The 17,319-nt window shown below is 43.6% G+C and carries 12 protein-coding genes; 8 read left to right on the top strand and 4 right to left on the bottom strand.

Features of this window, described 5'->3' with window-relative positions; all coding sequences use genetic code 11:
* Positions 1-112: 112 nt before the first annotated feature.
* A complete protein-coding gene (locus tag PCC7418_RS11230) occupies positions 113-1,660 on the top strand; it encodes a gamma-glutamyltransferase family protein (protein WP_051030584.1) in 1,548 nt (515 codons plus the stop codon).
* A 52-nt stretch (positions 1,661-1,712) separates the two neighbouring features.
* Here PCC7418_RS11230 and PCC7418_RS11225 read toward each other — a convergent pair whose 3' ends face one another.
* The 3 genes from PCC7418_RS11225 to PCC7418_RS11215 form a co-directional block, all read right to left on the bottom strand.
* Positions 1,713-2,537: a sulfurtransferase gene (locus tag PCC7418_RS11225; RefSeq protein ID WP_015226302.1), complete on the bottom strand. Its 825-nt coding sequence runs from the start codon at positions 2,535-2,537 to the stop codon at positions 1,713-1,715.
* Between the two features lie 211 nt (positions 2,538-2,748).
* Positions 2,749-4,008, bottom strand: a complete 1,260-nt coding sequence (gene stpA, locus PCC7418_RS11220) for a glucosylglycerol 3-phosphatase (RefSeq protein WP_041596241.1) — start codon at positions 4,006-4,008, stop codon at positions 2,749-2,751.
* 197 nt (positions 4,009-4,205) lie between these two features.
* Positions 4,206-5,141, bottom strand: a complete 936-nt coding sequence (locus PCC7418_RS11215; RefSeq protein ID WP_015226300.1) for a glycosyltransferase family 2 protein — start codon at positions 5,139-5,141, stop codon at positions 4,206-4,208.
* Positions 5,142-5,294: 153 nt separating this feature from the next.
* On the opposite strand from PCC7418_RS11215, the gene PCC7418_RS11210 reads away from it, so the two are divergent.
* Complete coding sequence (locus tag PCC7418_RS11210; protein WP_015226299.1) at positions 5,295-7,718, top strand: sucrose synthase; 2,424 nt, start codon at positions 5,295-5,297, stop codon at positions 7,716-7,718.
* Positions 7,719-8,087: 369 nt separating this feature from the next.
* On the opposite strand, the gene PCC7418_RS11205 is transcribed toward PCC7418_RS11210, so the two are convergent.
* The gene (locus tag PCC7418_RS11205) at positions 8,088-9,797 is read right to left on the bottom strand and encodes an ABC-ATPase domain-containing protein (RefSeq protein WP_015226298.1); all 1,710 of its coding nucleotides are present in this window, start codon (positions 9,795-9,797) and stop codon (positions 8,088-8,090) included.
* Positions 9,798-9,923: 126 nt separating this feature from the next.
* Here PCC7418_RS11205 and PCC7418_RS11200 point away from each other — a divergent pair, with 126 nt between their 5' ends.
* The 6 genes from PCC7418_RS11200 (at position 9,924) to PCC7418_RS11175 (ending at position 17,299) form a co-directional block, all read left to right on the top strand.
* Entirely contained in the window at positions 9,924-10,796 is an 873-nt protein-coding gene (locus PCC7418_RS11200; protein WP_015226297.1) for an S-methyl-5'-thioadenosine phosphorylase, read from the top strand.
* Between the two features lie 110 nt (positions 10,797-10,906).
* A complete protein-coding gene (gene map / locus PCC7418_RS11195; RefSeq protein ID WP_015226296.1) occupies positions 10,907-11,749 on the top strand; it encodes a type I methionyl aminopeptidase in 843 nt (280 codons plus the stop codon).
* Positions 11,750-11,879: 130 nt separating this feature from the next.
* Positions 11,880-12,470: a biotin transporter BioY gene (locus PCC7418_RS11190; RefSeq protein ID WP_015226295.1), complete on the top strand. Its 591-nt coding sequence runs from the start codon at positions 11,880-11,882 to the stop codon at positions 12,468-12,470.
* Complete coding sequence (gene lspA, locus PCC7418_RS11185) at positions 12,470-12,967, top strand: signal peptidase II (RefSeq protein WP_015226294.1); 498 nt, start codon at positions 12,470-12,472, stop codon at positions 12,965-12,967. Before PCC7418_RS11190 ends, lspA begins: the two co-directional genes overlap by 1 nt.
* The gene (locus PCC7418_RS11180) at positions 12,960-15,191 is read left to right on the top strand and encodes a PBP1A family penicillin-binding protein (protein ID WP_015226293.1); all 2,232 of its coding nucleotides are present in this window, start codon (positions 12,960-12,962) and stop codon (positions 15,189-15,191) included. The genes lspA and PCC7418_RS11180 overlap by 8 nt, the downstream gene beginning before the upstream one ends.
* Positions 15,192-15,346: 155 nt before the next feature.
* Positions 15,347-17,299, top strand: coding sequence for a DICT sensory domain-containing protein (locus PCC7418_RS11175; protein ID WP_015226292.1), 1,953 nt, complete (start codon positions 15,347-15,349; stop codon positions 17,297-17,299).
* Positions 17,300-17,319 lie beyond the last annotated feature (20 nt).

Here is a 17,319-nt window from a genome sequence, read left to right as displayed (position 1 = left end):
TATAAACAACTGCTTTGTCTTCATCTTCAACCCACAAACTCAAGGAAACATCTTGGTGAAACTCGATCCCGATCAATTAAGTTACTACCCCTATCCCTCCCAACGTCGCGTTATGCTGGGAAGCCGTTGGGCTGTGGCAACCAGTCAACCGTTAGCCAGTTTAGCGGGAATGGAAATGTTAATGGCAGGAGGAAGCGCGATCGATGCTGCTGTTGCCATGGCGATTACGTTAACGGTTGTTGAACCAACATCGAATGGGATTGGTGGGGATGCCTGTGGGTTAGTATGGGATGGTCAGCTTCACGGCTTAAATGGATCGGGAAAAAGCCCGCAAGGGTTAACTCAAGAACAATTTAATCGGGAACGGAAAAAAACTCGTCTCGGTTGGTCAATGGTCACGGTTCCAGGTGCAGTCTCAACATGGCGGGAGTTATGGAATCAATGGGGAAAACTGCCCTTTGAACAATTATTTGCCCCAGCAATACGGTATGCAGAAGAAGGCTTTCCCGTTTCTCCTGTCACCGCTTTAGCTTGGCAACAAGCCGAGGCTCATTATTTACACTTGGATGCCCCAGAATATCAAGCATTTAAGGAAGTGTTTTTCCCTTATCAACGCGCCCCAAAAGTGGGAGAAATTTGGCGCAGTCCCCTTCATGCCAAAACTTTAAGCGCGATCGCGCAAACTGGAGGAGAAGCACTTTATCAAGGAGAATTAGCGGAAAAAATCGCGAATTTTGCTGCTAATACAGGGGGTTTCCTCACGCAAGAAGACTTCAAACAACACCAACCCGAATGGGTTAAACCCATTTCGACAACCTATCGCGATCTGCGAGTTTGGGAACTTCCCCCTAACTTTCAAGGGATAGCAACCCTCATTGCTTTAAACCTCCTAGAAGGCTTTGATCTCAAGTCGATTCCCTACGACAGCGAACAACGCTATCACTGGCAAATTGAAGCAATGAAACTTGCCTTTGCTGATATTAACCGTTATCTGAGCGATCCCAATTGGATGAAAATTGATAACGAAACCCTACTATCTGCTAAAAATACCCAACAGCGTCGCCAACTGATTAGTGAACAAGCCATTACCGATATTCAACCTAGTTTTCCTGATCACGGTACGGTTTATTTAACCGCTTCTGATGGGGATTTAATGGTGTCTCTGATCCAATCTAACTATGAAGGCTTTGGCAGTGGTATTTTAGTTCCAGAAACGGGGATTGCATTACATAATCGAGGCAGTTGTTTTAATTTAGAACCAAACCATCCCAACGCCTTTGCCCCTGGAAAACGTCCCTTTCATACCATTATGCCTGGCTTTCTGAGCAAAGATGACCAACCGTTAGGCCCATTTGGGGTAATGGGGGGACAAATGCAGCCCCAAGGTCATTTACAAGTTGTATCTAATTTGGCTGATTACGAGATGAACCCGCAAACCGCCCTAGATGCCCCTCGCTGGCGTTATTTAAATGATCAACGAGTCGTTTTAGAAACAGGCATTCCTTCAGAAGTCATGATTTCTCTCTCCCAACGGGGTCATGAAGTGAGAGTTAATCCCAGTAAAGGGATGTTTGGCAAAGGACAAATGATTCTCAGGCAAAATGGGGTTTTTGTTGCTGCTTCTGAACCTCGCGCTGATGGGGTTGCTCTCGCCATGTAACCAGTTGTCATAGATTTCTAATAGTTTTCAGTTGCCCAGTAATGACAAATGACTAAATATAAGAACACCAATCACTCCAGCTTCCTGCATAAAGTTTCCCGTGGGGAAGTTGGGCTAAATGCAACGATAAGAGGTTGACACAAGCGGTCACTCCTGACCCACAATAGACAATTTTCTCTTGCTTTTCTTGAATGGGCGTGTCACTCTCTAACCAGCGTTGACGTTGTTGGGCTGGGGGATATAAATTACCCTCTTCATCGGTGACTTGTTTCCACGGAAAATTGACGGCGGTGGGAATATGCCCTGCAACTGGATCAATGGGTTCTCTTTCTCCTAAATACCGATCGCGATCGCGCGAATCAATAATCACCGCAGTTTTATCCGTTTGACAGGCTTTCACCCTTTCTCGATCCACCACCCAATCTTCTCGCAATTGCGGTGTAAATGACCCTGCTTTCGGGGAAGGAATTTCTGCACTCACAGGATAACCCCCTGCTTGCCACATTTGCCACCCGCCATCTAACACAGCCACTTGATCATGACCGACATAGCGCAGTAACCACCATAATCGCGCAGCAAAAGCAAATCTTGAGTCATCATAAGCTATGACTGAAGTTTGGTTAAAATCAATCCCCATGTTGGCGAATTTCTCCGCTAAAACCTGCGGATCAGGAAGGGGATGTCGTCCGCCATGTTTTTGCACAGGGGAGGATAAATCTTCATTTAAGTCGAGATAAAATGCTCCTGGGATATGGCTGATTTCATACTGTTTTCGTCCCCAACTCGGATCAGACAGTTGGAAGCGGGAATCAATAATCACCACATTGGGATCATCGAGATAGTTTAATAGCCAGTCAGCAGAAACAACGGATTCCATAACACTTGCCACTTTTAAACGTTATTGTTTATAATGATCTTAGTACCATCGGGAGGATGGGAATTGACGCTTGAGGAGCTAGTTGTAAGACTAGGATAGCACCGCGAATAGCACGTGCGCCCAAGAAGTCACCTAGCGTGGCACTCCACTCATCTTTTTGTCACACCTGGAGCGTAGAAAAACAATACGCTTCATCGGTGTGTTTTAAATTTTAAATCGTCTGTGCAGCAACTTTTCGGAAAAATGCTGTATATTCGGAATGTCCTTCTGGAAAGATCACATTTAGAGTTAGCGGATCGGTGGTGTCTCGGGGATCGGTGGGTAATTCTGTAACTCGTTTTTCTCCTGTGGGAGTGTTTTCGATGCGGACAGGCTTGCGGTTTTTCACTTCCCCGTCACTGCTATCAATATAAACAACAATATTGTGGGGATGAATCTCTTGAATCAGTTGGAGAAAAGCGCGATCGCTGCCTCCCCTTTTTGCTTCTAATTGACCATTATTTTCGGTCACACTACTGTTAACAGTATCACCGACTCCAATCATAATCGGCATTAACTCAGGATCAAAATGATTGGTTACTAACTGATATAAATCTGAGTAATAATTCGGCGCATTGCGAACATTAAAGGTTTCTCCTAAAGGATAGTTTCCCGTGCGTTGATAGTAATAGCGATTGAGAATTGCTAAGACACCTGCTTCTTTAATTGCACCCCGAATCATAAATTGAAAATCAGTTGTTCCAGAATCATTTTCGGCGACAGGACGCATGATTTCTTTTCCTTGTTGATCTCGTCCTAAATTTGGGGCATAATGAACAAAAAAGGAATCTTTTAATCCTGCTGCTGCTGCTTCTTTTAAGAGAGTTTCCATTAGCTTCTGCATTGTTGCTTGTAATGCAGCATAAACTTCTGGCTTGGTTTTGAGTTTGTCATATAAAGTATTGAGATTAGCCGTGGGAGAGGCAATATTATCTAAAATAGAGGCTTCAATACCTTCTTTGATTTCAGTTGGGGAGAGGGGAGTGAGTTGGGCTTGAAAAAACTGTTCTAATTGTTGTTGAATGCGTTGCGGAACTTGTGATAAAAACGCTAATTCTTGGTCAGTGACCCCAGGATGAGAAACCTTCCCTGCGCGATCTTGCCATTGCACCCCTCCCGCACCAAAACCAGGAAGATAGAGAGCATTTTCTTTGACAAAATTAGCATCACCAAAAGCGCGATCGATAATCGGATTAACGCCACGTTTGCCAATATGTTCACCATTTGTTAAGACATAAAAATGTCCAGCAAAGGCTTTAGTTGCTCTCACATAATTCGGATCAATCGTGCGATTTAAGGGGTCTTTTACTAACCCCATGCAAACGCCATCTAAATCTTGAATAATGAGGATATTTTCATGATGAATTAAAATTTCAGCAAGTTTCTCATGATTGAGAGAAGGAGATTTTTCTTGTAAAAGTGGATGTAACATATAGCGTTTCTTAGTCTGTTGAAGTACAAAGCAAGTCGGTGGACGTTCATGGTTCATAGTTCGTGGTTCATTGATTAACAACCAACAAAGAACGAAGAACAAAGAACAAAGAACGAAGAACAAAGAACGAAGAACAAAAATTTAGAATGTACCTCATGAATTCGAGAACTGCCATAAACCAATAACTAATGACTAACTTACCTTTGCTTTCTCAAATTAACTTGAATATCTTCCATTAAGCGACGATTGGCAGCCATTAAATCAGCAATCAACCCAAACATCCAAAGTTGAAAGCCAATTAAAATTAAAATTGCAGTTAAAATTAAGCTCGGAACGCGAGTTCTTTCTGTTCCCATAAAAAAGAAAAATAACCAACGCACTCCTAAGAGAAAGCCTAAACTAAAGGGAACTGATCCCGCAAGGAGAAAGAAGCGCAACGGCTTATACAACATAAAAATGCGGAGAATAGTTGTCATTGACCGCAGCACATAAGTCGGTGTACTTTTAACTAAACGAGAGGGACGTAAATCGCCATTGACTCTGACGGGAACGGAAGTAATTGCCATTCCTTTTTGTCCTGCTTGGATAATGGTTTCTAAAGTATAAGTGTAATTATCAAAAACATTAATTTGTAATGCAGCATCGCGACTAAAAGCGCGAAACCCACTGGGAGCATCTGGTATATTGGTGTTACTGGCTAAGCGTACAACATAGCTTCCTAACTGTTGCAAAGTTTTCTTAATGGGCGAAAAATGAGGGATATTGGTAATGGGTCGCGCTCCCACGACAATTTCCGCCTGTTTTAATAAAATAGGTTCAATGAGATGGGGAATGTCATCCGCACAATATTGGTTATCAGCATCGGTATTGACGATAATGTCTGCTTCTGCTGCTAAACTGGCTCGTAGCCCACTCATGAAGGCTTTGGCTAAGCCTTGGTTTTTTGGATGGCGGACAATATGATCGACCCCGCTTGCTTTAGCAACTTCTACCGTTTGGTCACGACTCCCATCATCAATAATCAGCCATTCAATGGTATCAATGCCAGGGAGTTGTCGCGGTAAATCGGCTAAAGTCGCGCCGAGGGTGGCTTCTTCGTTATAGCAAGGGATTTGTATAATTAATTTAGTCAAGAAAATCTCCTTACCCAAGATTTTGCAATTCCAAACTAATCAAAGCGCGATCGCGCTATCCCCGTCAAGACTAATTCTTCCTCAGGGAAGTAGCAACACATCACAGATTCACCCATAGTAGTTGGCGAAGTTGTAAGGAAAAAGGAATAATTGATGTCTGAGTTAGTGCAAGCTGTCCTCGAAAGCAAAGAAAGAACTGATTTACGGGACTTTATCGACCTCCTGCGTCGTGAAGGATCTCATCGCTATCTCCTCCGAAACGATATTTTGAACGCATTTTCTACGTTTTGCGAAGATCAAGGAAAAAATCCAGATTATGCCAAAAAATCGGCACTGGGTCGCCTCATTTATTACACCCAAGAACTGATTTTAGAATACGAAAGCCTTTATCTGATTATTCGCCCGCAGATTGCTAGACAAGAAAGCTATCGCATTGTGGATGATTTAACGGTTGAACCGTTGACCACACAAGAATTATTAGATGTGCGCGATCGATACGTCAATCAATATCATCCTGAAGAAGGAGATGTTTTTGAAATTGACTTTCAACCCTTCTATGATTACTCTCCGATTATTAAAGATTCTAAAAATATTGGTCGCGGTGTGGACTTCCTCAACCGCTATATGTCCAGTAAGCTGTTCCAAGATCCCAACCAATGGCTAACAGCCGTTTATAACTTTCTCAGTCTTCATAGTTATAATGGCGTTCCTCTCCTCATTAACGGACGGATTCAAAATCAACAGCAACTCTCGAATCAAGTCAAACGCGCCCTTGAGTTTGTGGGTGATCTCCCTCCTGATAAACCCTATGAAGATTTCCGTTTTGACTTACAAGATCTTGGGTTTGAACCCGGTTGGGGAAATACCGCTGGACGTATTCAAGAAAGCCTCAATATTCTGGATGAACTCATTGATTCTCCCGATAACAAAGGTTTAGAAGCCTTCCTCTCTCGTATTCCCATGATCTTCAAGATTGTCTTGGTCTCGGTTCATGGTTGGTTTGGACAAGAAGGCGTACTAGGACGACCTGACACAGGGGGTCAAGTGGTGTATGTTTTAGACCAAGCCCGCAGTTTAGAAAAACAACTGGAAGAAGATATTGAACTGGCTGGATTAAAAAACTTAGGGGTGAAACCGAAAGTCATTATTCTGTCTCGTCTGATTCCGAATAACGATGGAACCCGTTGTAATGAACGTTTAGAAAAAGTGTATGGCACAGAAAACGCTTGGATTTTGCGCGTTCCCTTCCGCGAATATAATCCTGAAGTGACTCAAGATTGGATTTCTCGCTTTGAGATTTGGCCCTATCTCGAAACCTATGCGATTGATGCTGAAACCGAAATTTGTGCAGAATTAGAAGGAAAACCCGATCTCATTATTGGGAACTATTCTGATGGGAATTTAGTGGCGTTTCTGTTAGCCCGTCGTCTTAATGTTACCCAGTTTAATGTTGCCCACGCCCTAGAAAAATCAAAATACTTGTTTAGTAACCTTTACTGGCAAGATTTAGAAGAGAATTATCACTTCTCCATTCAATTTACGGCGGATTTAATTGCCATGAATGCTGCTCAGTGTATCATCAGCAGTACCTATCAAGAAATTGTGGGACGACCCGACAGCGTGGGACAGTATGAGTCTTATCAGAACTTTACCATGCCTGATTTATATCATGTGGTGAATGGAATAGAACTGTTTTCACCGAAGTTTAATGTTGTCCCCCCAGGTGTGAATGAAAATATTTACTTCCCTTATACCCAACAAGAAGACCGCATTCCCAATCGCGCTGAACAAGTTGAAGAGTTACTCTTTTATAAAGAAGATGAATCGCAAGTTTTTGGCAAGCTAGAAAATCCGAAAAAACGTCCTTTGTTCTCCATGGCGCGTTTAGATCGGATTAAAAACCTAACTGGGTTAGTGGAATGTTTTGGACGTTCTCCGCAACTGCAAGAACACTGCAACTTGATTCTGATTGCGGGTAAGCTACATACTTCTGAAACCACCGATAGTGAGGAAAAAGAAGAAATTGAAAAAATGTATCGCCTCATTGAGGAATACAATCTACACGGAAAAATTCGTTGGTTAGGCGTGCGACTCCCAAAAAGTGATTCTGGAGAAGTGTATCGCGTGATTGCAGATCAGGAAGGGATTTTTGTCCAACCTGCTTTATTTGAAGCCTTTGGCTTGACCATTTTAGAGGCGATGATTTCTGGTTTACCCACTTTTGGAACTCAGTTTGGGGGACCTTTAGAGATTATTCAAGATCAAGTGAATGGATTTTATATTAACCCCACCAATCTAGAAGAAACAGCGCATAAAATCCTTGATTTTGTCCAAAAATGTGATATTAACCCTGAATTGTGGCAAGAAATTTCTCAGAAGGGAATGCAACGAGTTTATTCCAGTTACACTTGGAAAATTCACACCACAAAACTGCTTTCTTTAGCGCGAATTTACGGCTTCTGGAATTTCACCTCGAAGGAAAATCGGGAAGATATGTTGCGCTATATTGAATCGCTGTTTTATTTAATTTATAAACCAAGGGCAAAAGCCTTGTTAGAAGAACACGCAGGACGGTAAAAGAGCAAATATTTTAAGAAAGGTCAGCACGCAGTGGGGCTTCGGTCTAGCCGAGTTGCATCGGGAAGTCTTGAGTGGGCAAAAGCGGTATGATGTTTTCAGTTCGCTGAATCAATCATACCGTAAACGCCCAGAAGCGAGATTTAATCTTGCTTTGTAGCAACGTTTGGAATCCACGTTTTTCACGCACGTGGAGAACTCGCGCGACCTGAACTGGTCGGTTGAATCGGTGTAACCCTTACACCATTGGAAGTAAGGCTTGAGCGGGGTATGATGGGAAACAGTCACGTACGGTTCTTAGGGGACTGGAGCTTTAGTGAGGAGAGAGAGGCGACTCTCGAACCTTACCCGATAAAGAGGAGATATCTTTTAATTTTTCACCGCTAAGGTGCGGAGTCGATTGAGGGCTGCTGCTAGTTCAAACCGACGGAAATAAGCTAAATCATGTTGGGGAGAAGGCGTGACCACATCTAATCCTTTTTCATCAATATCTGCTAAGACTAAATCTAAGATTTCAGGAAGAGTGCGTTTGCCATCGAGATACTGTTTTTTCGCATAAACAATCGCAGCAGCGATCGCGCGGAGTTGACTTTTATCCACTAACTGTTCAACCGCAGCCAGATCAATCTCTTCATTCCCAAAAGAGACCTCATCATCATCGCGAACTTTCACATTGACATCTTTTTTCCCGCGACTGGGATCAATGCTATCTGCCAAGGGAATGCGAGGGGTAATAGTGCCAAAACGGTCTCCCCCTTCTGCCGAACGTTCCGTGCGATTTTCTTGCGCGATCACTTTGGCTTTTTCTGTCACCTCAAAGGGCTGAAAATTCTCCATTGCGATCACGGTATCCGCCATATCAAAATAATCGCCACTTCCGCCCATAACAAGAATGGTGGAAACTTGATAATCCTGATAAAGCAGTTGAATCTTATCAATAAACGGCGTAATTGGTTCTTTCTCCTTACTAATTAACTGCTGCATCCGATGATCGCGGATCATAAAATTTGTCGCCGTTGTATCTTCATCCACTAATAACACTTTTGCCCCTGCTTCCAAGGCTTCCACAATATTCGCTGCTTGGGAGGTGCTACCACTTGCATTCGGACTCGAAAAATCAGTTGTTGACCGACCCTGCGGTAACTGGTTAATAAACGGAGAAATATCGACACCAACCACATTTCTCCCATCTTCCGCGCGAATCTTCACCGCATCAGGATTCATCACCACTAACTCCCGTCCATCATCAGGAATATGGTTATAAACCCCCAACTCTAACGCCTCTAACAAGGTTGACTTGCCATGATAGCCACCACCAACAATTAAGGTAATCCCTTCTGGAATGCCCATTCCTTCGACGGTTCCACGATTGGGACAATTAAAACTAACTTGTAACTCTGGGGGAGATTGAAAGGGAACAACATTTTGATCCACTAAAGGACGATCATCTACGCCACTGCGACGGGGTAAAATTGCCCCATTAGGGACAAACGCCGTTAAATTCCGTTGCGATAACTGTTCTCTTAACCAGTCTGCATCCTCAGCCGTTTCCAGATGATGACGAATCGCTTTTGGACTAAGGGACTGATAAATCAGGGCTTGATCCACAATTTCAGGGATATCTTCACACAACATTTCTGCTGCTTGACGACCTAAAACGCGCCGTCCTTTGGCGGGTAAGCCAGCGATAAAGCGCACTTCCACCATCTTCTCATCAACTAGTACCGAACTGCGCTCTAAAATTTCTTGTCCGACATTGGTAATGGCAATTAAACCACTTTTTCCTGTACCTCGGGAAGAACTTATTTTTCCTGCAACTTGGCGAAACTGACGGGTGAGGTAATCTCGCAGCGCAATTTCCCGACTGGGAGACTGATAGAGAAACTCGGGAAACTCAGCAATAGACTGTGGAATTTGCACTCGCAACTGAGAGGGAGACGCAAACGGATCCCCTTGAACATAGTCAATAATCAGCGTAAAATCCAGAAAATCATAACGTCCTTTGATGTCTTTATACGCTTTGTAGCTAGCGTTATCTAATTGTTGGAGTTTTGAACGGAGTTGATCTTGGGTTGGCATAATCTTTGATTTGTTCTTGGTTCTTCGTTGTTTGTTCTGTGGTCACTGGTCACTGGTCACTGGTCACTGGTCACTGGTTCTGTAGTCTCCTAAAATAGCTTAATGTACGATTCTTAAATAAAGCTCATGGCGCAAGCAAAAATTGGTGTAATTGGCGGGAGTGGACTTTATCAAATGGAAGCCCTCCAAGATGTCGAAGAAGTGAAGTTAGAAACCCCTTTTGGTGATCCCTCTGATGCTCTAATTGTTGGCACCTTAGAAGGAACGCGAGTGGCTTTTCTCGCCCGTCATGGACGCAATCACCACCTGATGCCCACAGAGTTACCCTTTCGGGCAAATATCCACGCCATGAAGCAACTTGGAGTAGAATATATCATTTCTGCGTCTGCTGTCGGCTCTCTTCAGGAACAGATTAAACCATTAGATATGGTAATTCCCGATCAATTTATTGATCGCACCCGCAACCGAGTCAATACTTTTTTTGGAGATGGCATTGTTGCACATATTGGCTTTGGTGATCCAGTATGTGAAAAGCTAGGAGATATTCTATATGATTCCATCTCGCATTTGGAATTAGAAGAAGTCACGTCTCATCGCGGTGGAACTTATGTTTGTATGGAGGGACCTGCTTTCTCCACTAAAGCAGAATCTTATCTTTATCGCAGTTGGGGGGCTGCTGTGGTGGGAATGACTAATTTACCTGAAGCCAAACTGGCGCGAGAAGCAGAGATTGCTTATGCAACTTTAGCCTTAGTGACCGATTATGATTGTTGGCACGATGATCATGATAGTGTCACGGTAGAAATGGTCATTGAATATTTGAAAAAAAATGCGGTGAATGCTCAAAAAGTAATTCAAGAAGCAGTGCGTCGCATTAATGAAAATCCGCCAAGTTCAGAAGCACATTCGGCTCTGAAAAATTCAATTATCACCCCTTTGGATAAAGCCCCTACAGAAACAAAAGAGAAGTTAAAAGTGTTTTTAGGCAAATATCTTTAAGGGTGAAGTCGGGAGAAAGGGAATCAGTAAGGGTCAGAAACCTGAGCCAACCAGTCTGAAAAACTATAATGGTTGAGCAGTGTCCTGATGATACAGTCTTAATTTAATTTATGAATTTCTTCACTCAACTCCTCTCTCCGAAAACATCGCAAGCACAACCAAAACCCTCTCGACGACGGAAACGTCATCGCGGAATTGAAATTAAAAATGCTCAAGAAATTGAGTATATGCGGGAATCAGGGCGAATTGTTGCCACGGTTTTAAAGGAAATTTCTGAGATTGCAGAAGCGGGAATGACCACCGCCGACCTCGATGCCTATGCGGAAAAGCGGATTCGAGAAATGGGTGCAACGCCAAGTTTTAAGGGGTATCATGGCTTTCCAGGTTCGATTTGTATTTGTATTAATAATGAAGTGGTGCATGGGATTCCTAGCGCGAAAAAAGTCATTCGTAAGGGGGATCTCTTAAAGGTGGATACAGGGGCGTATAAAAATGGGTTTCATGGGGATTCTTGTATTACGATCCCGATTGGTAAAATTAAACCGAAAGCCCAAGAGTTGATGGAAGTGGCGGAAACTGCCCTGTATGAAGGGGTGAAACAAGTGAAAGCAGGAACAGAATTATTAGACATTGCTGGCGCGATCGAGGATTATGTCACTAGTCGCGGTTATAGTGTTGTCGAAGGCTTTACGGGTCATGGCGTGGGGCGGAATCTCCACGAAGCCCCTGCGGTGTTTAATATACGAACCAATCAACTCCCCAATGTGAAGTTAAAAGCGGGGATGGTGCTTGCGATTGAACCGATTGTGAATGCGGGATCAAAATTTACTCGTACCTTGCGCGATCGCTGGACAGTGGTCACCGTCGATAAATCTCTCTCCGCTCAATTTGAACATACCGTTTTGGTTACCCCAGACGGCTATGAAATTTTAACCGATCGCGCTCAGGTTTAAGTCATCTCTTATGCTGTTGGCTTTCCACTCCCTATCTGTTATGGTTAAGTCTTGTTACTGATTCATCTCGAAAAATAGAGAACAGATAACAAAGAACAAATAACAAAGAACGAATAACAAATCTGAGCCCGTGTCGTCTCCAAGCAATGAATTATTCTGGACAATTATTGGTTTAATCTTGACCATTGGCGGGACATTTGTGGAAGCCTTCACCACTAATTTTCCTTGGTCTTGGACGGAAAAAGGTCTTGAGATCCATTCTTTGGGGGTAACGTATCAAATCGGGGCGGTCTTACTCACTGGATGTCTGGGGGGGAAACGGGCGGGGGCTTTATCACAACTGGCTTATGTCACCCTCGGTTTAGTCTGGTTACCTGTCTTCGGTAGCGGTGGGGGAATGGACTATCTCACAGAACCAACGTTTGGTTATATTATTGGCTTTGTGCCTGGGGCTTGGTTTTGTGGAATTCTAGCGTTTCGTCGAGATAAACAACTGGAATGGTTAGCGATCAGTTGTTTATTTGGATTAGCAATTATTCATAGTTTTGGCATTATTTATTTAGTGGGATTGCATTATTTTCAGTTATTCGTTTTAGATTCACCCTTGCTGTTATTCCCCACAATTCTCCAATATTCTTGGCAACCCTTAGACGGACAATTAGCCTTGGTTTGTGCTGTTGCTGTTTTAGCCTATGGTTTACGTAATATTTTATTTTATTAATGAAGAAAAATCGTTTATTTTGGCTCGTCGCCATCATTGGTTTTATTTTAGATCAAGCAACAAAATTAATCGTTGTTGAATCTTTTGTTGAAATTGGAAAAACGATCGCGCTGTGGGAAGATGTCTTTCATTTAACTTATGTGATTAATCGGGGCGCAGCGTTTAGTTTATTTGCCGAAAATGGCTCTTGGCTGCGTTGGTTATCATTAATCGTTACCATTGGTTTAATGACCTATGCTTGGTTTAGTCCTCGCTTACCCAAACTGGAACAACTGGGCTATGGTTTCGTCTTAGCGGGTGCTGCGGGAAATGGCTTAGACCGATTTTTATTTGGTTATGTGGTCGATTTTTTAGACTTTCGGTTGATTCAATTTCCCGTTTTTAATCTTGCAGATATTTGTATTAATATCGGAATTGTTTGTTTGATTCTCATTAATTTACCCGCTTTTCAACGTTCTCACCGCCCAAGAAACGGAGAACAAAATAAAAATGAATAATCGTTCAAAGCGCGATCAACCCCAAACAATTAATCAATTTGTTACCCAAGCCATACAAACGGTACAAGCCCAAGCCTTGACCTTAAAACCCAGTGCGAACGTTCCAGAATTACGGATTAAAAATGGTAAAGAAAAAAAGATTACCAAACATCCCCTGATTGGCGATCGCTATTTATTAGGACGCAGTTCTCGTAGTTGTGACATTGTGGTGCGGAATTCCCTGATCTCGCAAGTGCATCTTTCGATTAACCGCACTCAGTCTGGAAATTATACGATCAAAGATGAGGACTCACTCAACGGCATTTATATCGGAAAACGGAAACAGTCTTCTTTTGTCCTCCGCCATGGGGATCGCTTCACTCTCGGTCCTCGGGATCTGGCGGATGCCGTGGAAATTACCTACTATGACCCGCCACCATTATTACTCAGAGGCTTTTCTTATATTTTCTATGGGATAGGTGGACTAGCGATTCTTTTCGCCCTTGTGATTGGCTTAGAATGGACAAAATTTTCTGTGCAACCGCTACCTGTTGGTGTGCAAGGCCCCGTGGTTGTCTATTCTCGGGATGGACAAACGCCATTACGTCCGTTGCAAAGTGGGACGCATCGAGAATTAAAAAATTTATCTGACTTCTCTCCTTATCTTCCTGATGCGGTGATTGCTTCCGAAGATACTCGTTTCTATTGGCATTTTGGCGTTGATCCGATTGGAATTTTACGCGCGATCGTTGTTAATTTAACGGCTAATGATGTCCGTCAAGGTGCAAGCACGCTCACCCAGCAGTTAGCCCGTAGTCTGTATCCTGATTATGTGGGACGAGAAAATACTGTGAAACGAAAAATCAATGAGATGATTGTCGCCTTGAAGTTGGAGACATTTTACAGCAAAGATCGGCTGTTGTTGACCTATTTGAATCGGGTGTATTTAGGGGTGGGAAGTTACGGTTTTGAAGATGCTGCCCAATTTTACTTTAATAAATCAGCGAGTGATGTGAATTTATCTGAAGCAGCTACTTTAGTCGCGATTTTACCTGCTCCGAATGCTTATAACCCTGTGCGAGATTATGAAACCGCCGTTCAGTTGCGCGATCGCGTGATTAATCGCATGGCAAACTTAGGCCTGGTCAGCGCAGAAGAAGCCCAACGCGCCCGCCGATCGCGCATCGAAGTCAGCCCAAAAGCCAAACAAAATTTCTCTCAAATTCGTGCCCCTTATTTCTACAATCATGTTTTAGTAGAGTTAAGGGAGCTCTTGGGATCTGAACTCGCAGCCGAAGGAAATTTTATTGTTGAAACCGCCCTTGATCTCGACTTACAGCAGCAAGCAGAAACCAGCCTCCGTGAAAATCTTAAGAATCAGGGGGCTTACTATGGCTATAACCAAGGTGCAATGGTAACCCTTGAAAGTAACACTGGTGGGATTCGAGCATTAGTTGGAGGAAAAAGTTATCAGGAAAGCCAGTTTAATCGGGTAACGCAAGCCCAACGTCAACCTGGTTCCACATTTAAAGTCTTTGCTTATGCAGCAGCGTTAGAACAAGGGATTTCTCGGAGTTATTCTTGTTCTCCGTTAAGGTGGAAAGGACAACGCTACACAGGCTGTGAAAGGAGTGCGGGGAATATTAGTCCAGCGCGAGGGTTAGCGCAATCGGAAAATGTGGTCGCCTTGCGGGTGGCGAGAGATGTGGGTTTAAATAACGTCGTACAAATGGCGCAACGATTAGGCGTAGAGTCAGATTTAAATCCTGTACCAGGTTTAGTGTTAGGACAAAGTGAAGTTAATCTCTTGGAAATGACGGGGACTTATACGGTTTTTGCCAATAATGGGATTAAGAATCGCCCGCACGCCATTAGGCGGATTTTTGATGGCGGTGATTGTCCTAATCCTGATGATTATGAAACTTGTCGGGTGATTTATGATTATAAAAACAATGCTGAGCGCGATCGCGCAGTCGTTTCTCCTCGTATCGCTCAAACCATGAACCAATGGTTACAACAGGTAGTTCAACAGGGAACGGGACGTGCAGCAAATATCGGTCGCAACGCAGCAGGAAAAACTGGGACAACCAACGATGCGGTTGATTTATGGTTTATTGGTTATGCTCCCCGTCAAGATTTGACCACAGGGGTTTGGTTAGGAAATGATCAACCTTCTCCCACCCGAGGGAGTAGCAGCCAAGCAGCCCAACTCTGGGGTAACTATATGCGGTCTATTTTTCGGTAATCAAAAAATATTTATAGCAGTTTTCACGCTTATTTCGGTAGCATTGAACCGTAATTTGTGTTGCTGACCCCGCTTTTTTGTAGGATAGATGGAGAGGCTCTCCCCAAAGTGGGAAGTTGCGTGATTGTGATGGAGAAACCATATCGACCCTGTTAATGCACAGATCGACTTCTTTAGTGACGGAGTTATTGGGACAACTTCCGCACTTACGAACCCAAATTTATTTCAAATCCTCCTTGACTGCTCTTTCCCACGCCATGGAGGATCAAGTTTTTGCAACGGCAGATCCCCCACTGGTGATTGCAAGTTTTCAACAGGAACGGTTTTATCGACAAGAAGCCCATCGTTATCGACGCTTAGGCGAAAAAAGCGATCACATCTACATTTTTTGTGGGGGAAATACCTCCTTTGAAGAGAATGAGCAAACTTGCACCACCATTAATTTTGCTCCCGATGATGTCCTTGCTCAAGAATGGCATTTAACTGTTATTAGCAAAACTTTTACCAGTTGTCTAATTTGTCGGGAATGTGCTGCTCATGATAATGATGAAGCGGTCACTTTAGATTCAGCGCGACGGTTTGAAGGAATCTGGACATTTGATGCGGAAGTGACAAAAACCGCAACCGCTCTCCTGTTTCAAAAGATTTTATCTTACCGCCCCGAATTGCAATCTCAAATTGAAGCAGCCCAGCAATATTATCTAAGCAATCCCCCACAACCCGAATCTTCCTCAGAATGGGTGAATCCAGATGCGTTTGTGGAACGGTTGGTAACGCATTTACAGGCGGGACAATATCGGGTAATTCGGGCTTACAGCGCGATCGCGAAAAAAGAAGAAAAAGAACGACTCTTGCGGTCTTTAACCAATGCCATTCGTCAATCACTAGACTTACAAGAAATTCTCGAAATTACCGTTCAGGAAGTAGGAGAAGCCCTTGCTGCTTGTCGGTGTTTAGTTTATCGCTGTCGCCCTGATACCACGACTGCAACCATTGAACACGAGTTTTTACGAGATAATATTACCTCTGTTGAAAACGAAATTTGGCCCGTTAAAAATAATCCGCTATTGCAAAACGTCCGTGAAAAAGGGACACCCATCTATATTAAAGACACAGGATCAGAACCGACCATTCAGAATAATTCCCTCTTATCCTCACTGGTTGACGAGCATCAAATTTATAGTTGGCTCTTTATTCCCTTGTTATATCAGGGACAAGTCATTGGCATGATCGAACTGCATCATTGCTATCGTCGAGAAACCGCGTGGACAGAGGAAGATATTGAACTCGTCGAAGCGATCGCGCCCCAAATCGGACTCGCCCTTACCCAAGCCGAAGCCTATACTAATCTGGAAACCCTCAACGAACAACTCGAAGCCCTCGAACAAACGCGATCTAACCTTGTCGCCATCACGGGACACGAACTCCGCACCCCCCTCTCCACCATTCAAGTGTGCTTAGAAAGCCTAGTCAGTGAACCCGATATGTCCGAAGAACTGCGACAGGTGATGTTATCTACCGCCCTTAATGATGCGGAACGAATGCGTCGTCTGGTGCAAGATTTCCTCACCCTTTCCCGTTTAGAAAGTGGACGTATTGAGTGGAATCCAGAACCAATGTCTGTAGAAGAATGTATTGAGTTATCCCTCAGTAATATTCGCGGAAAAAATACCGAAACCCCCTTACCCGAAATTGAAAATCAGGCAAAAACAGACCTTCCTCTCACTTATGTGGATGGAGAGTGGTTAGTGGAAGTGTTAGCCAAACTGTTAGATAATGCTTGTAAGTTTACCGACAACACTGGCAAAATTATCCTTTCCGCAGAACCCCAAAACCAACATCAAGTGAAAGTTACTGTCTCGGATACGGGACGAGGAATTGAACCTTCCCGCTTAGAAACCGTCTTCGACCGTTTTTATCAAGAAGAAGGGGCTTTGCAACGGACAACGGGAGGAACAGGTCTCGGGTTAGCCATCTGCCGTCAAATCGTCGAAAAATGGGGTGGAGAGATTTGGGCAGAATCGACAGGTAAAAACCAAGGGACACAGTTTCACTTTACGATTCCCATCGCTAAAGAAGCCCGCGTTAAATCTACCGTTAGCCAGTAGAAGAAAAGGGGAGTTATCAG

It is taken from the genome of Halothece sp. PCC 7418 (assembly GCF_000317635.1).
Lineage (GTDB): Bacteria > Cyanobacteriota > Cyanobacteriia > Cyanobacteriales > Rubidibacteraceae > Halothece.
This window is presented reverse-complemented; position numbering and strand designations above follow the sequence as displayed.